Here is a 21,036-nt window from a genome sequence, read left to right as displayed (position 1 = left end):
TGAATGAAGCTGTTCGCATGACGATACCAGAGTGCTCGTTTCCTGCATGAGGGTCTACCAAGGCCCTTGCTAAACCTCAACTACCCAAAACACCAATAACCGTCAATTAACAACTGACAATTTCCCAATGGCAGAAAAAATCACCATCAAAAACGGCAAGCTGAATGTACCCGACCAGCCCATCATTCCCTTCATTGAAGGCGATGGTACCGGTCCGGACATCTGGGCGGCCTCTGTGCGAGTATTTGACGCGGCTGTAGAAAAAGCCTACGGTGGTTCGCGTAAGCTGGCGTGGAAAGAAGTGTTAGCTGGTGAAAAGTCTTTCAAGCAAACGGGTAATTGGCTCCCTAACGAAACCCTCGATGCTTTCCGCGAATACCTCGTGGGAATCAAAGGCCCCCTAACCACGCCCGTTGGCGGCGGCATCCGTTCCCTGAATGTGGCCCTGCGCCAGGAGCTAGACCTGTACTCGTGTGTGCGCCCCGTGCGCTGGTTCGATGGCGTTCCTTCGCCCGTTAAGCAGCCCGAGCTGACCGATATGGTGATCTTCCGGGAGAACACCGAAGACATTTACGCGGGCATTGAGTACATGAACGGCACTCCGCAGGCGCAGAAAATGCTGGAATTTCTGCAAGACGAGATGGGCGTGAAAAAAATTCGCTTCCCCGAAACGTCGTCGTTTGGTATCAAGCCGGTTTCCAAGGAAGGCACCGAGCGGTTGGTACGGGCCGCTATTCTATACGCTATTGAGCACAAGAAACCTTCGGTAACGATTGTGCACAAAGGCAACATCATGAAGTTCACGGAAGGCGCCTTCAAAACCTGGGGCTACGAGTTGGCTGAAAAGGAATTCGGCGACAAAGTGTACACCTGGAGCCAGTACGACCGGGTGCTAGCCAAGCAGGGCCAGGAAGTAGCCGACGCGCAGCAGAAAGCAGCTCTTGACGGCGGCAAGATCCTGATCAAGGATAGCATTGCCGATGCCTTCCTGCAGCAGATCCTGCTCCGCCCCGCCGAGTACTCGGTGGTAGCTACCCTGAACCTGAACGGCGACTATATCTCCGACGCCCTGGCCGCCATTGTAGGTGGTATTGGTATTGCGCCCGGCGCCAACATCAACTACGTGACTGGGCACTCCATCTTCGAAGCTACGCATGGCACCGCACCCAAGTACGCCGGCCTCGACAAAGTGAACCCCGGTTCGGTTATCCTCTCCGGTGCCATGATGTTCGAACACATGGGCTGGCAGGAAGCCGCCGACCTCATCTACAAAGGCCTAGAAGCCGCCATTGCCTCCAAGCGCGTCACCTACGACTTCGAGCGCCTAATGGAAGGGGCTACCCTGCTGAAATGCAGCGAGTTCGGCGACGAGATTATCAACCGGATGTAGTGGCTCGGTAGTAAACAAGTAGTTTAAAAGAAACCCCGCGTTGGCTGTAAGGCTGGCGCGGGGTTTTGTTTGATGCGGGTTTGATTCCTAGTCCTTATAGCATTCTATCTTGTGTGCCTAGATAGTTTTGGCTAATCGTAGATGTAATACCACATACTGAGAGCAGTGGAAAGGCAATTTCCCTTGATAATCATCTGTTTAGATGCGTAGTGAGCAAAGCTTTAATCTTGGCAGAAAATTAAACCACAATTTAACATTTACATTATAATTGCACTTTATTAGTATATTGCGAGCAAACTATACACCTTTATTTATGGAAATTGTTGAAGAACTAAGTGTACAAGAAGTGTATGATTACACAGCTAGGCTGGTTGTTGCGGGTAAATCGGATGCAGAGATAGAGAGGGAGCTTGTTGAGAAAGGACTTGCTGTAGAAGATGCAGCAGTTGTCACGCAGAATATGCGAAATCAATTTCAAGAAGCTTACAAAGAACAGGCAATCAGTAATATGCGCACTGGTGGACTCTGGTTTTTAGGTGGTTCGCTTGTTACGGGTGGCACCTATTACTTGGCCTCCGAGCAAGGGGGCAGCTACTTTATGACCTGGGGCGCCATTATCTTCGGGGGCTTTCAGTTTCTACAAGGTGCTTATCAGTACATGAAGAATAACTAATTGGGCACTTTGCACTACTAGGCCAGTGATAAGGATAATTTCCGCGAGAACAGTCCTTACTACTGGACTATACTTTTGCACTTCACCACTGCCGCAATTCAGTTCCGCGCCGCCTATCCGGTGTTGCTTTTGTAGTTGTTGCACAACAAGTCACACGTTATCAAACACGCACTAGCAGTGTATATCAATAGGATTGTTAAGCTGTGGTTTGATGTAACTGCTGGGGTCCTGAGCTGCAACGGACAGCACGAAGCATTTCTACTTTTTTAGTTCCATATGCTTGCCTATTAAATTTTGAGCCCTACCTTTGATATTCTCCAACGCAAACGGCGCGGGATTATCTTGTAGAATGATGAAACTGGCAGACATACCCTCCTCTCTCGGGGGTGGTGATTCGGGAAAAACTGGTCCGGCGGCCGGCTAACTACACCGTGGAGGTTCGAATCCTTCTTCTACAGCTCAAAAAACCGATCCAAGCAACTGGGTCGGTTTTTTTGTGCTTCATACACTCTGAGACTCACTGTTTTCATTAACAGCTGCCAGCAGTTCCATTTGCTGAGCACTTTCACCAAGCAGACAGACGGTCTTTGCTAGAAAATTGGGTTACCTGCACTAGTAGCTCGTATTAACCGGAGGTTGCCACACTCGGCAACCAACCACGGATTTACACTTCTTGCCTACTATACTGCTTCCCTATGAAAAAAGCATTGTTCCTTTTACTGGCTGCGGCCTCGTTTACTTTCGCATCGTGTGGCGGCAACCAAGAAGGCGCGGCTAGCACCGAAGCCGGTACTACCAACACTGAAGCTGCCAGTTCCGATACAGTTACGGTACAGCAAGACCCCAACGCCGTTCCGGTGCCCGATGCCAATACCAATCCGGAAAGCGCAGGTGCTACCACGGCTCCTACTACCTCGGAAGGCACTACCACGGCTGGCGCCGCCCCAGGCGCTACCACTGGCCAGTAGAAACCACTATTTGGTTGAAAACACAAGCAGCCGCTCGAAACCGAGCGGCTGCTTGTGTTTTCGAGCGTGAAGCACACAGCCTGATGCAAATAGGCTTGGAGTTCTACGTATTCAGGATTTCGCCGCCGTTGGGGTGCAGCGCCTGCCCGGTGATGTACGTGGAGTCGTCGGAGGCCAGGAACACGTAGCACGTACCAACCTCGGACGGTTGACCGGGGCGCTTCATTGTGGTGTCCTTGCCGAAGGAAGCTACTTTCTCTGGTGGGAAGCTGGCCGGAATTAAGGGCGTCCAGATGGGGCCTGGTGCTACGCTGTTGACGCGGATTTTCTTTTCAGCAAGTTGCTGCGCCATGGAGCGGGTGAAGGCCGTAATGGCGCCTTTGGTGGACGTATAGTCCACTAGTTGCTGGTTGCCACGGTAGGCGTTGATAGACGACGTGTTGATGATACAGTCGCCTTCCTTGAGGTGAGCCAATGCGGCGCGGGTTACCCGCACAAACGAGAAGAAGTTCACCTGGAACGTATCTTCAAACTGCTGGTCGGACACTTCCGTCAGGTCGGTGCTCACGAACTGCTCGGCGGCATTGTTAACCAGGATGTTCAAGCCGCCTAGCTCTTGTACAACTTGGTCGACGATGGACTGGCAGAACTGCGGGTCGCGGAGGTCGCCAGGCAACGACAGGCACCGGCGGCCTTCCTGCTCCACTAGTTGCCGAGTTTCGTAGGCGTCCTGCTCTTCGCTAGGCAGGTAAGTGAAGGCGACATCGGCCCCCTCCCGAGCGAAGTGCACGGCAACAGAGCGGCCAATGCCAGAGTCGCCGCCGGTGATGAGGGCTATTTTGCCTTGTAGCTTGTCGCTGCCTTTATAACCGGGGCGGATATACTCCGGCCGGGGTGTCATTCCCTGTTCGATGCCGGGCTGCTGGTCTTGGGCCTGGGGCGGTAGGGATGTTGGTTTCGTTTCCATAGCGTTAGTAGAAGATTGGCTTTTACCAACGATGATTCGCACTTCTGGTTATTGTGGAGCCTGGCTCCCACACCCCGCCTGTTGTGCTACTATATGCCACTTGGGAAGCCGGAAACCAACTTATGGAGGCGGCACCAACCCCGCAAATTCCGCTAGTACGCGGCTCACAAACTGCTGGCTCGACTCGGTAAAGGGCGACAACCCAACTTGAATTTCTTGCCATTTTTCTAGCTTTTCAGCCTCCGTCAAGTCGTAGCTCCATTGGTATTTTCCGTCCACCAACACCAGTTTGCTACCACTCTGGCGCCACAGGTAAGCAAGCAGCCCTTCCTCATTGGGTAGCCGCAGCACGCTGGTTCCCTCATCCCCCACCGACACAAACAGGAAAGCCTGGCGATAGTAGCAAAGTGTTCTGTAGCCTTCCTTATCAGCGGAGGAAAAGGCGTACTCCCCGCTTTTCAACTGCTCAAGAAGCTGCTGCTGACACTCCGCAATGGAGGTTAATGGTTTTGGAGGCAGCGGAAGACGCTGGTTTTTTGCCGACATGAAATACGAAAGCAATTGCTGGAATATGGCCACAGGACTACCCCAAGCCGGCTTGCACCACCCGGGCCGTCACGAGCAGTTGGCCGACGTGGCGAGTGGTATGCTCGGCGGCATGTATCAGCAAACCTATAACAGTGCTTGGTAGCTGCTTACGGCCCACTGGCCGGAACTCTGGCAAACTACTTTCTGGCACGGTAGGCAGGTAGGCAAGCAGTTGGTCTACGGTTTCTCGGAAATGCTGCACCAGAGCGGTAGTACTACCAGGGGCAGTCGGCACGTTATTTTCGGCCGCTAAATAGGCTAACTGGGTTTCGGAGAGGGGCTGATGACGGGCGTAGGTTTGCATTCGGTCGAGCACGCCAGCTAGGTGCCGCAGATGGAAGCCTACCGACGCCACGCCGGCGGGCCGGGCTGTTAGGTGTGCATCGGGAAAATCAGCTAGGGCGGTTTCCACTTCTTGGCGGGCTTGCAGCAGCGCGTGCGCTATGGGTTGCAACAAGGGCGGCACGTTGGGTAGCGGGCCGCGCAACCAGAATTCGGGTTGAGGTGTAGGAGAAGATGTCATGGATGCGTAACCGAATCTGGGTGGGCTTGTTGGCTGGTACGGGCTAGGGAAGCACCCCAGCACCTTGCTTTTGAAATGTAGTGAGTTTGGTTTTACCCTTCTTTTTCCATTCTGTTTTCTTATGGCTCTCGACTTACTAACCAACGCTGTTATTTCCACTGTATCGTTGCCGGCGTCACCGCTGGCCACCCGCACCCAAGACCCTGGCATTCCGGATTCGCAGACCGTGACGGGTTTGGAAGTGCGCCTGTCGCGGGTGCTGGTTAAGAACAACCGGACAGCCAAGGTGTGGCCTTTTCCAGGCTTTGCCGATGTATACTTGCTGCTCGTCGTCTTCGACAACCTAAACCCAGAGCCCCAAACGCTGACCCTCTCCGGTTTCGCCCGCATTGACGACGACGAAGACCTACCCGTTGATAAAACGGCGTATTACTGGAAGCAGAGCGAGCCCGAAGGGCCAGTGCCTTCGCAAGTGCACGTGCTGCTATCGGTGCTGAAAAGCAAGCAAGGCCTCCGTGATACCGCCGCCGTGATGGAACAGGCCCGCAACTCCGACGATTACCGCAACTTGGTGACTGAAGTAGTACGGGTTATTGCGAATGCTCCGGTGCGGGCGGCCGAGCTGCTGCTGCAACTAGGAGGCGTGGTAGGCGGCTTGCTGAAAGATGTGGAAGACAAGCCCTTATTCACGCAGGTCATCAGCTTCACCGACATCAACGGCGACTTCGACAGCCTCGGCAAAACGCCGGTTGTGAAGATGAACGACTACGTGCAAACCACCCTCACGCTAATCGTCCGCGACCCTGCACGCGAGCCACTAACGTAAGCCATTTGCTATACGACACCACAGTTGGGGTTGCACCACGTGCGGCAACTATTCGGTACTAGGCCACCCAGCCAGCGTCCTGCGTAGCTGCAGCACGTGGTGCAATTGCGTATAGGTTGCATTACAATTAAACGATTCGTAGCACTTTCCCGGCATAAAAGACAGAGGGCTAACGGGGTAGCCCTTATCTTTGGGCCTATGTTGCAAGTATCACAGCGCGGTCAGGATATTCCGGCTTCTCCGTTTCGTAAAATGACACCCTTCGCCGACGCTGCAAAGCGGCGTGGCCTGACGGTGCACCACCTCAACATCGGGCAACCCGATATTGAAACGCCTCCGGCGGTGATGGCGGCGGTGCAGCAGGTAGATATTCGGGTGCTGGAGTACTCCCCAAGTGCGGGCCACTTAAGCTACCGCCTCAAGCTAGCCGACTACTATCAGCGCGCCGGCATCAACGTGACGGCCAACGACCTGCTGATTACCACGGGGGGCAGTGAGGCTATTCTGTTTGCCTTGATGTGCTGCCTCAACCCCGGCGACGAACTGATTGTACCAGAGCCGTTTTACGGCAACTATACGGCGTTTGCCGTGGCGGCCGGCATCACGCTGGTGCCCGTCACGTCGTACATCGAAGACGGGTTTGCATTGCCGCCACTCACCGATTTCGAGCAGGTGATTACGCCCCGGACGCGCGCCATCATGATTTGCAACCCCAACAATCCTACCGGCTACGTGTATAGCCGCGCGGAGCTGACGGGGGTATTGGAGCTGTGCCGCAAGCACGACCTGTTTTTGCTTTCCGACGAGGCCTACCGCGAGTTCTGCTACGATGCGCCCTACATCAGCGCGCTGCACCTCCCCGACGCCGACCAGCACGTGGTGTTGCTTGATACCATATCCAAGCGCTATAGTGCCTGCGGAGCCCGTATTGGCGCCTTCGTTACCAAGAACAAGGACTTGCAAGAAGCGGCTTTGCGGTTTGCACAGATGCGCGTGAGTCCGCCCGGCTTGGCGCAGCTCTTGGGAGAAGCCGCCACCGACCTTCCTGATTCTTACTTCGACCTCACGAAAGCCGAGTACCAAGCCCGCCGCGACTTATTGGTGGCGCGCCTACGCCAAATGCCGGGCGTGTTCTGCCCTACGCCCGGCGGTGCTTTCTACGTGCTCTGCCACCTCCCCGTCGATGATACCGACCGGTTTGCGCAGTGGCTTCTAGAGAAGTTCGAGCACAACGGCGAGACGCTCATGGTGTCGCCGGCCGCTGGTTTCTACGCCACGCCGGGCCTCGGCCAGCAGCAGATTCGCTTGGCATACGTGGTAAACCAAACCTCTATCAACAGAGCCATGGACTGCCTGGCGTTGGCATTGCAACAATATCCTGGTCGGATAGAGCCCCAAGCACAGGCGCAGGACGTTCAGAAGGCGCAGGCTCACGCCTAACGCTCGCCACAACGCCCTCAAACAGTTCGCTGCCCCTTACGCTTTGCCCAGGGGCGGCGAACTGTTTGAGGGCGTTGCGTTATCTTTTGGGCTGATTCTTGTCTGAATTGGCCCCGATGAAACACGCTGCACTTCTTTGGCTTGCCGGGCTTTGTTTGCTGGCTGCTACTTCCACCCCTGCTCAGCTTGCGCCGCCCCAGCCGTTGGTGCGGGCTCTTACGTTGCGCATCAACGGGCAACCGGTGAAAGCGGACACCAGTAGCTCACGGTTCTTTCTCAGCCCCGACCGTACGCTCACCCTCAACGTGGTGCGGGCCGATGACCCCGACGGCGAAGGCCTCACCATTCTCATCGACCGTTTTCCGCTGAAGACCGGCACCTACAGTTTCCAGGAGATTCTGAGCGGCCGCAACCGGGATGCTTCTTACCGCTTTGGCACTACAGCGGCGTACTCTAAATCGTGTGCTGATAATCCGGGCTCGGTCACCGTCACGGCCATTAACGGGGAACGGCACTGGTTGGCGGGCAGCTTCCGGTGCACGGTCTGCGAATCGGGCCGCGGTGGCAAGCGCCTGACTATAGAAGGCACGTTCCGATACCCAGTGGAAAGCAATTAAGCAACGCTTGTTTTCCCGACCTACTTTTACCTTTCTTGAGTAGCTTTTCATTCCAGTCCTGCTGCATGCCCCTTTCCTACTCCCTTCGTCGCCTGACTGTAGCGGCTGCTTTGCTGCTGAGCGGTACTTCCGCCGCACTGGCTCAGAACACGGCCGCAACCCCTAACCGCTTCGTAACCGATAGCCTCGACAGCTACATCCGGCGCGGCATGCGGCAGTGGCAAATTCCGGGGTTGGCGCTAGTGGTGGTGAAGGACGGGAAAGTGGTGGTGCAGAAAGGCTATGGTGTGCGCGAAGTGGGCAAGCCTGAGCTAGTGGATGCCAATACCCTGTTCATGATTGCCTCCAACACCAAGCTGTTCACGGGCACGTCGCTGGCCAAGCTGGACGGGGAAAAGAAAATCAACCTCGACGAGAAAGTCACGAAGTACCTGCCCGAATTCCGGCTATATGATTCGCTGGCTTCCCACATGGTGACCGTACGCGACCTGATGAGTCACCACTTCGGCTTCAAGACCTTTCAAGGCGACTTCTCGTTCTTTAAGTCCAATATTCAACGGGCCGAGATTGTGCGGCGCATGCGGCTGATGAAGCCCGGTGGGCAGTTCCGGCGCGACTATGGCTACAGCAACTCCGGCTTTGTGGCAGCCGGGGAAGTGGTGCCCGCCGCTACGGGTGGCACTTCCTGGGAAAACTACGTGCAGCAAAACCTGTTGCAGCCGCTGGGCATGACCTCCACCTACACCACTTCGGCTGGCTTTGCCCAACGGCCTAACATTGCGCACGCCTACTCCAACACCTTCGGGCCGCTGGCCAAGGTACCGTTCGACAACTGGGATAACATGGGCCCCGCTGCCAACATGGTGTCCAATGTAACGGACCTGGCCAAATGGCTGCGCTTCCAGCTGGATAGTGGCCGCTACGAGGGCAAGCAACTAGTACCATGGGCGGCACTGCGCAAAACCCGCGACGCCAACACCATACTCAACAGCCGCAAGTCCTCGGTGCTCCCGATGCACTTCACTACGTACGGCCTTGGGGTGCTGGCGGCGGACTACAATGGCAAGCAGTTGTTCTGGCACACGGGCGGCGCCTCCGGGGAAGTCAGCAATGTGTGCTTCGTGCCAGAGGCCGGGTTGGGCATTGCCATCCTCACCAACAACGACAACCAGAGCTTCTTCGAGATGCTGCGCTACCAACTGCTCGACAGCTACCTCGGCGTGCCGTACGTGGACCGTAGCGCCCAAGCCTTGAAACGCAAGCAACAGGCTGAAGCCACCCAAGTTGACCCCACAAAAGCGCTGGCCGAACGGGTCAGCAAAAAGAACAAGCCGGCACTACCGCTGAGTGCTTACACCGGCAAATTCGAAAACAGGCTGTTCGGGCCCATCAGCATCAGCCAGAAAGGCAAGCAGCTGCTCATCGAATTTCCCACTCACCCCGGCCTCACCGCCACCCTCGACTACATGGACGGCCAGGAGTTCCGCACCACGTACTCCGACTTGGTATTTGGTGTGATGCCCGCCAAGTTCGAGGTGGAAGGCAACAAAGTGAAGACCGTGGAGCTGCGCGTGAACGACTATGTGGAATACGACCCGTACGTGTTCGGGAAGCTGTAGTACAGCATTCCAAACACGTACGGGCCAGCCTTGCAGCACCCAATAAAACAAGAAAGCCCTTGGCACCGGTACCGGTTTGCCAAGGGCTTTCTGTTCAAGCTACGTAATGCTCGGGCTACAAGTTAGAGCGTGGCCAAGTCAATCACGAAGCGGTACTTCACGTCGGACTTTATCATCCGCTCGTAGGCTTCGTTGATGTAATCCATGCGGATAACCTCTACGTCAGACACAACGTTGTGTTCGGCGCAGAAATCCAGCATTTCCTGGGTTTCCTTGATGCCTCCGATGAGCGAGCCAGCAATGCGGCGGCGCTTGGCAATCAGGTTGAAGGCGTGCAACTGAGGTGCTTCGGGCGGTACGCCAAGCAGCACCATGGTTCCATCGCGGCGGAGGCTGCCTACGTAGGGCGTCAGGTCCATAGGAGCCGACACCGTGTTGATGATGAGGTCGAAGTAGTTGGCTACCGACTTCATGGCTTCCTCGTCTTTGGTTACCACGAATTTGTGGGCGCCCAAGGCTTTGGCATCTGCTTCTTTGTTGGCCGAGGTGCTAAGTACGGTCACTTCGCAGCCCATAGCGGCGGCAAATTTCACGGCCATGTGGCCCAGACCACCCAAGCCCATTACGGCTACCCGGTCGCCTTCTTTGGCGTTCCACTCACGCAGCGGCGACCAAGTGGTGATGCCAGCGCACAACAGCGGGGCAACCCGAGCTAGGTCTAGTTTCTCGGACACGCGCAACACGAATTTCTCGGTCACAACGATGTTGTTGGAATAGCCGCCGTAGGTGGGCGTGCCGTCTTTCTCGCGGGCGTTGTAGGTTCCTACGAAGCCATTGTCGCAGTACTGCTCTAGGCCGTCGTTGCACTCGGGGCAGTGCTGGCAGGAGTCTACCATGCAGCCTACACCAGCCAAGTCACCGGCTTTAAAGTTCTTCACGTGTGCGCCTACCTCGGTTATGCGGCCCACAATTTCGTGGCCGGGCACCATCGGGAAAATCGAGCCGCCCCACTCGTCGCGCACTTGGTGCACATCAGAGTGGCAGACGCCGCAGAACAGGATTTCGATGCGTACATCGTGCGGCCCTACGTCGCGGCGCTCGAATTGGAAAGGCGTGAGAGGTTCGTGGACAGCCGAAGCGGCGTACCCTTTTGCTTCTATCATTAGAAAAGTTGGTTTTGGAAAAACAGGCAGAACGAATGCGTTTAACCGTTTCCAGGAAGGAAAGTTTCAGGGCGATACAACCAAATGGTGCGGAAGGCTAGTTACAGGCAAGGTCAATGGCAGTCGGCTTTGCCTGTTTCCTGCAGCAATCCGCTGCCCATCAGTGCTCTGCCAGTGTTGCAAACTCGTGTTGCCGCACTCACCACCACCTACGGGCTCTGCGTTCTATGTGGCTTTGTTTAGTTGCTCCTTGGCTTGTGCATGCGCAGCAGTGGATTGCACGGGAGTTGCACCGCCTGCCACCGGAGCCTGCCACCCTTCCCGGAGCATGTCCTCGACCTGGGCCTTTAGCCGCTGCATGGAGTGGCGCGAGAAACGCTTTTGCAGCATCCGACCGAAGAGCTTGAAACCCAGCCAATAGAAGGGGTTGCGGATGCGGCCGGTTTGGGAAAAGGCATGAATACGAAACACGACGCGGCCCGTCGTAAGGTTTTTGTGCACGGTGAAGGTGATTTCGCCACGCTCGAAATGGCCTTCTAGGGTGCGGTAGTTGTAACCCCACACTTGCTCTTCCCCGCCCTCGGGTAGTGACCGCCGCTCATCGGTAACGCCGCCAATGCGCACGCCAAACCAGAACGAAAACCCCAAAAACTGCCCGCGCAACACCATGACGCGCTGTTCCAGCGGTTGGTCGGGCACGAAGATGCCGGTGATGAGGTTGGGTGGGGGAAACGTGTAGTTGCGCAGCACTTCGCAGGCGGAAGCCCACGCCCCGTGGGCTGCCGGTGGGCCGGGGGTTTCGGCGGGTAGCTCGGTTTCGTAGTCGTCCACGTTCCAGCCGGTTGAGCGGGTGTACTCGTGGGTGCGGTCTGGGTCGAAGTTGTAGGTGGCCTTTTCGTAGGCGGCGAGACGGGCTTTTTGCCGCTCATCCAAGGGCGGCGGCTTAGGCATCGTGCGTGACTTTCGTTTCGGAATCGTCCTGCTTCACCGTCTCGACGTGCACCGGGCCGAGCTGTAGGCCACCAGCGTAGGAGGCCACGCGCTGGCAGAAGGTTTCCCAGGTTTGCTGCTGCACCTTTTTGCCCATCCCAAGGGTGTCGTAGGTGAAAGCAACTAATCCGTCGCGCGAGCGAGCCCACGAGTGAATCTCGAAGTGCACCGTGTCGGGCAGCGAAGGGTGCGGATGCAAGGAAAACTGGATATGGCCCGCTTCCGGGTGGTTTTCCAGGGTTACGAGCTCGAAATGGTTGGCCCCCACTTCAGTTACGCGCACATCCCCGTTCCAAGGCCCTAGAATTTTGATACGAAACTCATCTTCGACGCGCAAGCACGGAGAATCTCCTTTCGATTTCTCGAACTCAGCCAGCAGATCGGGCGAGAAATCGGGCACGTGGCACTGAATGTAGTGCATAAGTTCAGTGGCCGTCTGGCGCGGGTGCTGGACATCAACCCAATAGCGACGCTCGAAAAAAGCGCCGCTCCCAGTATGAGCAGGTTGTTCGGATTTAGGCATGGCAGATAAGGCGTTTGCAGGTTGGCGTTTTGTATACGTGCCTGCCCCAAGAATAGAGTACCATGCTCTGGGGTGGGCCTCAAGTGGAGCAGGCGGTTTTCAATACGCAAGCCATGCAATACTGCCCGAATTGGCGTGCGCCCAACCTCGACCCCAGCCTACGAGTACATACCTCACACCCTGCCACCTCCTCATCCGCAACCCTATGGCCTATTACCGCCCACCCGGTCCCCCCGCCGACCCTGTTGTTGTACGTGACTTAACGCGCCTACAAGATGAAATGCGCACCCGCGTCCGGCAGGAGCCGCTGGCGCGGGAGCCCCAATTCATTGCCGGCTGCGACTCCTCGTTTCCCACACCCGAAACCATACTGTCGGTGTTTGTGCTGCTGCGCTTTCCTTCGTTGGAACTCGTAGAAAAAGTGTGGAACGTGGGCACCGTGGAAGTGCCTTACATCCCGGGCCTGCTGTCTTTCCGTGAGGCGCCCAACGTGCTGGAAGCCTACAAGAAGCTCCAGCAGAAGCCAGATATTATCATGGTAGACGGCCACGGCATTGCGCACCCACGCCGCATGGGTATTGCAGCCCACTTGGGCGTGCTGCTTGATATGCCCACCTTCGGGGTAGCCAAACAGAAACTTACCGGCACGTTTCAGGAGCCCGCCCTCACCAAAGGCAGCATCTCGCCGCTCAACGACCGAAACGGCGAGTTGCTGGGTGAAGTGATTCGCTCCAAGGACAAGGTGCAGCCGCTGTTCGTGAGCCCCGGCCACCGCTGCGACCAAGCCACGGCTACCCGCCTCACGCTGGCGTGCCTGCGCGGCTACAAGCTCCCCGAACCCACTCGCCTCGCCGATTACTGGGCTGAGGAGTTCAAGAAAGAACTGAAGTAAGGCTTGCTCAGAAACTGTAGCTACTCTGCCAGGGAGTCGTTGAGAGCCGCGCGTAAGGCTCCCAGCGACTCCCCGGCAGGTTGTGGCAAGCCAAGCAGCCTAGCCACCGCGGCATATACCACCCGCGGGTGGCTGGCCTCCGCAAGAATCCCGCGCCGGGCACCAGCCTGGGTTGATTTAGACAGTTTGTGCCCATCTTCGTCCAGCAGTAGGCCATGGTGCGCAAACTGCGTGTGTTGGAAGGCCGCCATGCCGGGTATGTGCGTAGCCAGCCAGAGTTGAGCGGCGGTGCTAGGCAACAAGTCCAGCCCACGCACAATCAGCGTGACGCCCAGCCGCACATCATCTACCACTGAGGCCAGCTGATAAGCAGCGGTACCGTCTTTTTTGCGCACCACAACGTCACCTACTTCAGCGGTTAGCGGAACTATCAACGGGCCTTGCAGAAGGTCGGGCACTGCCACCGTGAGGGTGCCAGGGACGTGGACCCGCCAGGCAGTTTCGGGCGCATCGAGGGGGAGCAGCTGAGGGCGGCAGGTGCCGGGGTACGTGGTGCTGCCGGGCGGCGTGGCACGGGCCAGGTCGGTGCGGGAGCAGCGGCAGGCGTAAAACAGGGTGGGTTGAGCGGCGCGAGCAGCCTGTAAACTGGCTTCATACTCCGCCAGGAAATAGCGCTGGGAATAGTGGCGCTCGAAATCGTCGGGGCCACTGGGGCCGTGGTCGTAGTCGAGTTCAAGCCAGTCAAGGGTTTCAAAGACGTTGGCGAGGTACACGGGCCGAAACCGTGCGCGGTCAAGGTCGTCGATGCGCAGGTGCAAGGTGCCACCGGCGCGGCGCGTGAGCAGCCAGGTTAGCGTGAAGTTCACGGCATTGCCGAGGTGCAAAAACCCGCTCGGGGTGGGCGCCAAGCGCGAAACGACGGGAAGAGAAGGAAACTGCAGCATAGGGCCTGAAAATGTACTACCAACCTGCCAACCTTTCTGATTGCGGAGGCATCTTTTCTGTGCTCATTTATGATGATAGACGGTATGCAACTCGGTACTTCAGTGTTTATCAAGTGGGGTTTGCCACTACCTATGCTGGCCCTACTGGCTGGCTGCGGATGCGGTACTGTTGATTGCGACGCGTGCATTCCCGAAGGATTCGCGCTTCGGTTTGATGCGGATAGCTTAAACAATGGGTTCCGGTGGGCTGACCTGCGTTCAACCTACGTGGTGCGCTACGCCCTAAACAACTACCAACAGCCCCTTGATACGGCGCAGTTACGGTCTGGCTATGGGTATCGAGACATTCGGGCAACTTTTGTCTTGTCCTTCAACGGCTTGTTTCCACCCCGCGCTGGCGAGTATTTGCCCGTCGAAACCCATAGCTACCGCATTGTGATACCGGCTGCTCAGCGGCAGTACGACGTGACCAACATTGCGTTGTCGTACAAGGAAGGCACGGGCTGCTGCGCTTGCGACCAACTTATTCGCTCCCGCTTTCACCTCAACAACGTTCCGGTGGAAGTGACGCCACCTGCTTCGGGAGGGGCGGTGCTGCGGCGGTAAGTTGCTGAAGCGGCGGCATTTAAACTTTGAAAGCCGTGCATCATCCAAGTGGCACCTTCTTTACCTTGCTGCCACATGAAATACACTCTGCTCCTGCTGATCTGGTTGCTCTCGTTGGGAGCGTTGCCTGCCCATGCCCAGCAATCCGCTTTGTATTTTCCGCCGGCGGCAGGCGCCTGGGCTACTACGTCGCCGCAAAGCCTAGGGTGGTGTCAGCCACAACTCGATTCGCTGCTTATCTTCTTAGGCCGCAAGCAAACTAAGTCGTTTTTGGTGCTCAAGGATGGCCGCATGGTGGTGGAGCGCTACTACGGCACTTACACTCAGGATTCGGTGTGGTACTGGGCGTCGGCCGGCAAGTCGCTCACGGCTATTTTGATAGGTATTGCGCAGCAAGACGGCCTGTTGCGGCTCTCCGACAGCACCTCGCGCACCCTGGGGCAGAGCTGGACCTCGGCGCCACCACTCAAGGAACGACTCATTACGGTGCGCCACCAGCTCACCATGACCACCGGCCTCGACGATACCCCGCCCGTGCCCTGCACCGCCGACAGTCAAACACCGGGCTGCCTGCTTTACCGCGCCGATGCGGGCACACGCTGGGCATACCACAATGCCCCTTATTTGCTGTTGCAGAATGTAGTGGCTGCTGCCAGCGGCCTGACCTTCAACCACTACACCAACCAGCGGCTGGCTTCCCGCATTGGCATGAACGGGTTGTGGGTGCAGGGCACCTACTACAGCCGGGCGCGCGACATGGCTCGCTTTGGGTTGCTGACGCTGGCCCGCGGCACCTGGAACGGCACGGCCATTCTGCGCGACACTTCCTATTTCCGCCACATGACCACACCTTCCCAACCGCTCAACCGCAGCTACGGCTACTTGTGGTGGCTGAACGGGCAAAGCACCTACCGGTTGCCGGGCCCGCAGCAAACCACCTTCACGGGCCCGCTCATCCCTACTGCCCCCGCCGACCTTATTGGCGCACTCGGCAAAAACGACCAAAAAATCTACGTGGTTTCTAGCTTGGGGCTGGTAGTGGTCCGCCAGGGGAAAGAAGCCGGCGACAGCCGCCTAGCGCTATCAAGCTTTGACGCCGAGCTGTGGCGCTACCTGATGGCGGCTGTGCAGTGCCGGCCACTGGCCGCTTCTGCCGCTATTTCCAAGCCTGCCGCACAGCTGTATCCCAACCCGGCCACTGCTACCGTCACGGCTTCCTTTGTGCCCGGCACCCTTCGCCTGCATCTGCTCGATGCGACCGGCCGTGTGGTTTTGAAGCAGCTCGCAGCCTCTAGTGAAACCACTATTTCTCTAGCGGGGCTTCCTCAGGGCCTTTATCTGCTGCAATGGCTAGCGCCGGAAGGCCATGTGTTGGGTGCGCGCCGCTTAGTCAAAGAGTAGCCGTTTCAACCATCGGCACCCAGCCACAGCGAGTCCCACCACAACGCTTGCCATGAGTTGGCATCAACAAAAAAAGGCCTCCAGAATTCATCTGGAGGCCTTTTTTAAACTTGAGTTAGCGGGCGCCGGGTGGGCAGTGCTCTTTCAGGAACTTGGTGTAGGTGCTGGCTAGGTGTCGGCTGGTGCCTTCGCCCTCCGAGATGCTGTGGCTCCGGTTGGGGTAAGCCATCAGCTGGAAGGTTTTGTTGTGCTTCACCAATTCGTTGATCATCTGCTCGGCGTTGTTGTAGTGCACGTTGTCGTCGCCGGTGCCGTGCACGAGCAGCAGGTTGCCGCGCAGGTTTTGGGCGTGGCTCAGCGGCGAGCCTTCCACGAAGTACTTTCTGTCTTCAGGAAGCAAACCCATGTACCGCTCCTGGTAGATGTTGTCGTAGTTGAGCTGATTATCAACGGCGGCAATGGAAATACCAGTTTTGTAAATCTGCGGGTACTGGAACATCAGGTTGAGGGTCGACGAACCGCCGCCACTCCAGCCCCACACCGCTACGCGGCTCGTATCCACGAAGGCGTTTTTCAATACCTCTTTGGCGCCCATGGCCTGGTCGCGGATGTTGAGCAACCCAATGTTGTGGTAGATGGCCTTGCGGAACTCCCGGCCGCGTGGGGCCGGCGCACCGCGGTTTTCCAGGGAAGCGTAAATGTAGCCGTCGTCGGCCATGCTGCCGGCGTAGAGGCGGTTCAGGCCCGTTCCGAAACGGTCTGTTACGGTCTGGCTGGCAGGCTCGCCGTACACGTAGAACACGATGGGGTATTTCTTGGCGGGGTCGAAGTTAGAAGGCTTCACCATCCAGCCGTCCAGGGTCACACCGTCCACGGTTTTCACCTGGAAGAATTCGACCTTAGGCAGTTTAATCGACTTGGCCCGCTCCGGAATTTCGCCGCCGCTCAGGCGTTTGTGGTCCGGCAACGACACGACATCGGCGACCGGGAACGTGGAGCTGCTAGAGAAGTTGTGCAGCGCCAGCTTGCCGTTTGGCGAAATATCATAGCTGTGGCTACCCGCCAGCTCTTTGGCGGTTACGCGCTCAGCCTTGCCGCCTTTCAGGGCCACTTTGTAGAGGTAGGTTTGGGTGGCATTGTCGGGCGAGGCGGTGAAGTAGATAACGCCGTTCTTTTCGTCCACCAGCTGCATGCTGATGACGTCGTAGTTGCCTTTGGTGAGCAGCTTCGGCTGGCCGTTGCGGTTCATCGAGTAGATGTGGCGCCAACCGTCTTTCTCGCTTACCCAGATAAAGCTCTTGCCGCCATCAATCCAGTCCCAGCCTACGGCCTCGGCTTTGGCATCAATCCAGGCCTTATCGGTTTCCGAGTAGATGGGTTTTACATCACCAGAGCTGGCAGTGCAGAGCATCAGCTTGCTTTCGTTTTGGCGGCGGTTAAGCTGCTGAATGATAAGCTCAGTGGAATTAGCGGCCCACTCCATGCGGGGGATGTAGTGCTGCACGGCATCACCGGGCACCTTCATCCAGGTGGTAGCGCCACCCTGCGCAGGCACCACGCCCACCCGGCAGCGGCTTGGGTCTTCGCCCACCACCGGGTACTCCACCGGAACCGTGAAGGGGTAGAGCTGATCCGTGGTGTTGAGCATCAGGTAGTTTTTGGTCTTACCCGCATCCAGCTGCCAATAGGCAATGCTTTGCCCGTTCGGCGACCAGCGGAAACCGTCGCGGCAGTCCAGTTCCTCTTCGTACACCCAATCGAATGTGCCGTTGATCATCGACACCGTACCATCGGTGGTTAGGGGCTTGATGGTGGATGAAGCCAGGTCCTCCACGTAGATATTATGCTCGCTTACGTACGCCACGCGCGTGCCATCGGGCGAGAACTTAGCAAACATCAACGACGACGCGAGCCGGCCTTTGCCGAGTTGCTCCATCGTGTTGGCTTTCAAGTCGGCCACCCAATAGTCGCCGCGGGTATCGTAGCGCCATACTTTTTGGGTGTTGGTGTGGATGAGCACTTTGCTGCCGTCCTCGGAAAACGCGAACCGGCGCACCTCAATCGGCGCCGACTGGCCTTGGGGGGTGAGCAGGGCCTTGCTCACGAGCACGGTACGCTTGCTGTTGTCGCGGGCATCAAGCTGCACAATCTCGCCTCCGTCGGCATTCATGTAGCTGTACCCGTCTTTAGTCCATTGGGTGCCGGGGCCGAACTGCGCATGTGCTTGCGCCACCAGCAACACTTGGAAAAGCATTATCACTGCGGCCAGTTGCCGCGTGCACATTCTAAGCATGTAGGAATCGTTAAGCTGTTGAGAAGTGAATGGGTGAAATTACACAATGCGGACTCGTCTCGCCGGATCGGCACGGTGCAGAGCAACCACCCAAGAAGCAGTTGTCGCTTCCCTGGTGCTTTTCTGCCCCCTAAGACCCCTCTCCCGCCCATACGTTGCACAGCAGCGCTACCAGCCATACAATTTGCAAGACGATATATAGAAGTGAAATGAACTTTCTCTAGCAATTGATGTATGTACATATATTCCGTATCTTTGACGGGAAATCATTTAGACTTTCACTTCCAGCTCATGCAAACGCTCCTCCACACCGCCGACTCACGCGGCCATGCCAGCCACGGGTGGCTTAACTCGTATCATACATTCAGCTTTGCCGGGTACAACAACGCGCAGCGGGTACACTTCGGCGCTTTGCGCGTCCTCAACGACGATACCGTGGCCGGGGGCATGGGTTTCGGGACCCACCCGCACGACAACATGGAAATCATCAGTATTCCGCTTTCCGGCACCTTAGAACACAAGGATAGTGCCGGCAACCACGGCATCATCCAGAGCGGCGACGTGCAGGTGATGAGCGCCGGAACGGGCATCGCGCACAGCGAGAAAAACCATAGCAAAACCGATGAAGTGCAGTTCTTGCAGATCTGGCTGTTCCCCAACAAGCGCAACGTGCCTTCGCGCTACGATCAGCAAACGTTCCGGGCTGAAGACCGCCACAACCAGTTTCAGCAAGTACTGTCGCCGAACCCCGACGATGCCGGCGTTTGGATTCATCAGGATGCGTGGTTTCACCTGGCCGATTTCGATGCTGATTTTTCGGCCGACTATCAGGTGAAGCGCCCCGGCAACGGCGTGTACGTATTCGTGCTGGAAGGCGACGCTACGGTGGCAGGCCAGGCGCTGCACCGCCGCGACGGTTTCGGCGTATGGGCCACCGACTCGTTCACCATCAAAGCCGACAGCAACACGCGCTTGTTGCTGATGGACGTACCCATGAGTGTATAACCACCTCGTACTAGTAAGCTTATAGCCAGACTACGGTGCTCCTGAAACAACAATCAGGATTGCGCCTCAACAATATCCAGGAGATTCTTCTTTCATTCGAGCATCACTCAGCTACCTACTTTATGAAACTCGCCACCACAACCTATCCTGTTCTCGAAACCATCCGCAAGCGGTGGAGCCCCCGTTCTTTTGCCAGCTACGCCGTTGGGCCCGACACACTAAACCAAGTATTTGAAGCAGCCTCCTGGGCTGCCAGTGCCATGAACGAGCAGCCGTGGCGCTATATCTACGCCCACCACGCCGACCAGGAAGCGTTTCAGAAAATGGTGGATTGCCTGATGCCCGGCAACCAACCCTGGGCCAAAAATGCCCCCGTCCTGATTCTGGCGCTGGCCAAAACCCATTACGATAATGGCAACCCCAACGGCGCTGCCCTCCACGACTTGGGCATGGCTAATGGCAACCTGTCGTTGGAAGCCACTGCCCTGGGCCTATACACTCACTTTATGGGCGGCTTTGATCAGGCTCGGACCAAAGAACTGTTTCAACTGCCCGATACGCTTCAGCCGGTTGCCTTCATTGCGCTGGGCTACCTCGGCGAAGCCGAGCAGTTAGAAGAGCCGTTTCTGAGCCGCGAAAAAGCGCCGCGCCAGCGCAAATCCGTTGATGCCATTGCCTTTCACGGCGAACTTAAGTAGCCAGTAGCGCGAAGTCTTGGCTTCGCGACTACACCTGCTGTCTTCCTTTCCATTTCACTCGCACACCTATATGCCACACACCATTATTCGTCCCGCCGAGCGGGGCCTGAAAGACATTGGCTGGCTGCAAAGCAATTTCTCGCTCAGCTTCGGCCCCTATGCCAATCCGGCACGAAGCGGATTTGGGCTGCTGCGCGTTTTCAACGACGACTTTGTGCAGCCTGGCAACGGCTTCGGTCTGCATGCGCACGCCAACATGGAAATCATTTCGGTGATGCTGGCAGGTCGCATGAACCACATCGATTCGTTGGGTTTCAAAGAGGAAGTATCCACCGACTGGGTGCAGATTATGAGCGCCGGCACCGGCCTGCGCCACGAGGAACACAACATCGGCGACGACGAGGTGAACTTCCTGCAAATCTGGATTGAGCCCAAGCTGCAAAACGTGACGCCCCGCTACCAGCGCCGCCACTTCCCCGCCGAAAAGCGCCGCAACCAACTCACCACCGTGGTCAGCAACGAGGAAGGCACCGCCCATTGCTGGATCAACCAGAACGCCAAACTCTCGCTTGGCTACTTCGATGCCGGCCAAACGGTATCGTACAGCCTGAATCCGCTCAACAAAGGCGTGTTCATCTTCCTGATGGAAGGTGAGCTGACCGTGAACGGGCAGCCTCTTGTTTACCGCGAAAGTATTGGGCTGTGGGAAACCGCCGAGGTAAGCATAGAATGCACCGCCGAAAGCAAGTTTATTGTAATTGAAGCGCCCATAAACCACTAGCCCGATACCTACTGATGGCACGAAGCTCCGGCTTCGCGCATCGTTGCTGACTGCCACGCCGTATCACGGCTGTCGTCCGACGATGCGCGAAGCCGGAGCTTTGTGCTATATCCTCACTTCTGCTTTTCG

21 protein-coding genes are annotated in these 21,036 nt (G+C 57.0%); 13 read left to right on the top strand and 8 right to left on the bottom strand.

Annotation, left to right across the window (positions count from 1 at the left end; all coding sequences use genetic code 11):
• The first annotated feature begins 127 nt into the window (after nucleotides 1–127).
• The 3 genes from icd to MTX78_RS03650 all read left to right on the top strand — a co-directional run bounded on the left by icd (nucleotide 128) and on the right by MTX78_RS03650 (nucleotide 3,031).
• Nucleotides 128–1,390 carry an NADP-dependent isocitrate dehydrogenase gene (gene icd / locus MTX78_RS03660; protein WP_243800006.1) on the top strand — a complete coding sequence of 421 codons (1,263 nt, stop codon included), beginning with the start codon at nucleotides 128–130 and terminating at the stop codon, nucleotides 1,388–1,390.
• Nucleotides 1,391–1,703: 313 nt separating this feature from the next.
• Nucleotides 1,704–2,063, top strand: a complete 360-nt coding sequence (locus MTX78_RS03655) for a hypothetical protein (RefSeq protein ID WP_243800004.1) — start codon at nucleotides 1,704–1,706, stop codon at nucleotides 2,061–2,063.
• A 695-nt stretch (nucleotides 2,064–2,758) separates the two neighbouring features.
• A complete protein-coding gene (locus MTX78_RS03650) occupies nucleotides 2,759–3,031 on the top strand; it encodes a hypothetical protein (RefSeq protein WP_243800002.1) in 273 nt (90 codons plus the stop codon).
• A gap of 103 nt (nucleotides 3,032–3,134) precedes the next feature.
• Here the strand turns inward: MTX78_RS03650 and MTX78_RS03645 are convergent, their stop codons facing one another.
• The 3 genes from MTX78_RS03645 to MTX78_RS03635 form a co-directional block, all read right to left on the bottom strand.
• Nucleotides 3,135–3,998: an SDR family oxidoreductase gene (locus tag MTX78_RS03645; protein WP_243800000.1), complete on the bottom strand. Its 864-nt coding sequence runs from the start codon at nucleotides 3,996–3,998 to the stop codon at nucleotides 3,135–3,137.
• Nucleotides 3,999–4,118: 120 nt separating this feature from the next.
• Entirely contained in the window at nucleotides 4,119–4,544 is a 426-nt protein-coding gene (locus MTX78_RS03640; protein WP_243799998.1) for a hypothetical protein, read from the bottom strand.
• A gap of 37 nt (nucleotides 4,545–4,581) precedes the next feature.
• Nucleotides 4,582–5,109 (bottom strand): DinB family protein, encoded by a 528-nt coding sequence (locus tag MTX78_RS03635; protein ID WP_243799996.1) that lies wholly within the window; start codon nucleotides 5,107–5,109, stop codon nucleotides 4,582–4,584.
• Nucleotides 5,110–5,230: 121 nt separating this feature from the next.
• Here MTX78_RS03635 and MTX78_RS03630 point away from each other — a divergent pair, with 121 nt between their 5' ends.
• The 4 genes from MTX78_RS03630 (at nucleotide 5,231) to MTX78_RS03615 (ending at nucleotide 9,611) form a co-directional block, all read left to right on the top strand.
• Nucleotides 5,231–5,935 carry a hypothetical protein gene (locus MTX78_RS03630; RefSeq protein ID WP_243799994.1) on the top strand — a complete coding sequence of 235 codons (705 nt, stop codon included), beginning with the start codon at nucleotides 5,231–5,233 and terminating at the stop codon, nucleotides 5,933–5,935.
• 198 nt (nucleotides 5,936–6,133) lie between these two features.
• Nucleotides 6,134–7,375 (top strand): pyridoxal phosphate-dependent aminotransferase, encoded by a 1,242-nt coding sequence (locus MTX78_RS03625; RefSeq protein WP_243799992.1) that lies wholly within the window; start codon nucleotides 6,134–6,136, stop codon nucleotides 7,373–7,375.
• Between the two features lie 116 nt (nucleotides 7,376–7,491).
• A complete protein-coding gene (locus MTX78_RS03620) occupies nucleotides 7,492–7,992 on the top strand; it encodes a hypothetical protein (protein ID WP_243799990.1) in 501 nt (166 codons plus the stop codon).
• A gap of 65 nt (nucleotides 7,993–8,057) precedes the next feature.
• The gene (locus MTX78_RS03615) at nucleotides 8,058–9,611 is read left to right on the top strand and encodes a serine hydrolase (RefSeq protein ID WP_243799989.1); all 1,554 of its coding nucleotides are present in this window, start codon (nucleotides 8,058–8,060) and stop codon (nucleotides 9,609–9,611) included.
• Nucleotides 9,612–9,733: 122 nt separating this feature from the next.
• Here the strand turns inward: MTX78_RS03615 and MTX78_RS03610 are convergent, their stop codons facing one another.
• The 3 genes from MTX78_RS03610 to MTX78_RS03600 form a co-directional block, all read right to left on the bottom strand.
• Entirely contained in the window at nucleotides 9,734–10,774 is a 1,041-nt protein-coding gene (locus tag MTX78_RS03610; RefSeq protein ID WP_243799987.1) for an NAD(P)-dependent alcohol dehydrogenase, read from the bottom strand.
• Nucleotides 10,775–10,999: 225 nt separating this feature from the next.
• Entirely contained in the window at nucleotides 11,000–11,725 is a 726-nt protein-coding gene (locus MTX78_RS03605) for a DUF1990 domain-containing protein (protein ID WP_243799985.1), read from the bottom strand.
• Nucleotides 11,718–12,287 (bottom strand): DUF1990 family protein, encoded by a 570-nt coding sequence (locus tag MTX78_RS03600; protein ID WP_243799983.1) that lies wholly within the window; start codon nucleotides 12,285–12,287, stop codon nucleotides 11,718–11,720. The genes MTX78_RS03605 and MTX78_RS03600 overlap by 8 nt, the downstream gene beginning before the upstream one ends.
• Nucleotides 12,288–12,492: 205 nt before the next feature.
• Here MTX78_RS03600 and nfi point away from each other — a divergent pair, with 205 nt between their 5' ends.
• Nucleotides 12,493–13,179 (top strand): deoxyribonuclease V, encoded by a 687-nt coding sequence (gene nfi, locus MTX78_RS03595; protein ID WP_243799981.1) that lies wholly within the window; start codon nucleotides 12,493–12,495, stop codon nucleotides 13,177–13,179.
• A gap of 20 nt (nucleotides 13,180–13,199) precedes the next feature.
• Here nfi and MTX78_RS03590 read toward each other — a convergent pair whose 3' ends face one another.
• Nucleotides 13,200–14,123 (bottom strand): glutamate--tRNA ligase family protein, encoded by a 924-nt coding sequence (locus MTX78_RS03590; RefSeq protein WP_243799979.1) that lies wholly within the window; start codon nucleotides 14,121–14,123, stop codon nucleotides 13,200–13,202.
• A gap of 69 nt (nucleotides 14,124–14,192) precedes the next feature.
• Here MTX78_RS03590 and MTX78_RS03585 point away from each other — a divergent pair, with 69 nt between their 5' ends.
• Both MTX78_RS03585 and MTX78_RS03580 read left to right on the top strand, forming a co-directional pair.
• Nucleotides 14,193–14,729, top strand: coding sequence for a hypothetical protein (locus MTX78_RS03585; RefSeq protein WP_243799978.1), 537 nt, complete (start codon nucleotides 14,193–14,195; stop codon nucleotides 14,727–14,729).
• Nucleotides 14,730–14,804: 75 nt separating this feature from the next.
• On the top strand, nucleotides 14,805–16,130 hold the full coding sequence (locus MTX78_RS03580; protein ID WP_243799976.1) for a serine hydrolase: 1,326 nt from the start codon (nucleotides 14,805–14,807) through the stop codon (nucleotides 16,128–16,130).
• 115 nt (nucleotides 16,131–16,245) lie between these two features.
• On the opposite strand, the gene MTX78_RS03575 is transcribed toward MTX78_RS03580, so the two are convergent.
• Nucleotides 16,246–18,384, bottom strand: coding sequence for a S9 family peptidase (locus MTX78_RS03575; protein ID WP_243799974.1), 2,139 nt, complete (start codon nucleotides 18,382–18,384; stop codon nucleotides 16,246–16,248).
• Between the two features lie 330 nt (nucleotides 18,385–18,714).
• On the opposite strand from MTX78_RS03575, the gene MTX78_RS03570 reads away from it, so the two are divergent.
• From MTX78_RS03570 to MTX78_RS03560, 3 genes are all read left to right on the top strand, one after another.
• The gene (locus MTX78_RS03570; RefSeq protein WP_243799973.1) at nucleotides 18,715–19,428 is read left to right on the top strand and encodes a pirin family protein; all 714 of its coding nucleotides are present in this window, start codon (nucleotides 18,715–18,717) and stop codon (nucleotides 19,426–19,428) included.
• 122 nt (nucleotides 19,429–19,550) lie between these two features.
• Nucleotides 19,551–20,126: a nitroreductase family protein gene (locus tag MTX78_RS03565; protein ID WP_243799971.1), complete on the top strand. Its 576-nt coding sequence runs from the start codon at nucleotides 19,551–19,553 to the stop codon at nucleotides 20,124–20,126.
• A gap of 70 nt (nucleotides 20,127–20,196) precedes the next feature.
• Nucleotides 20,197–20,907 (top strand): pirin family protein, encoded by a 711-nt coding sequence (locus MTX78_RS03560; RefSeq protein ID WP_243799970.1) that lies wholly within the window; start codon nucleotides 20,197–20,199, stop codon nucleotides 20,905–20,907.
• Nucleotides 20,908–21,036: the final 129 nt, after the last annotated feature.

This window comes from Hymenobacter tibetensis, assembly GCF_022827545.1.
Taxonomy (GTDB): domain Bacteria; phylum Bacteroidota; class Bacteroidia; order Cytophagales; family Hymenobacteraceae; genus Hymenobacter; species Hymenobacter tibetensis.
Note: the sequence above shows the minus strand (reverse complement) of the source record. Positions and strands in the feature narration are given on the sequence as shown.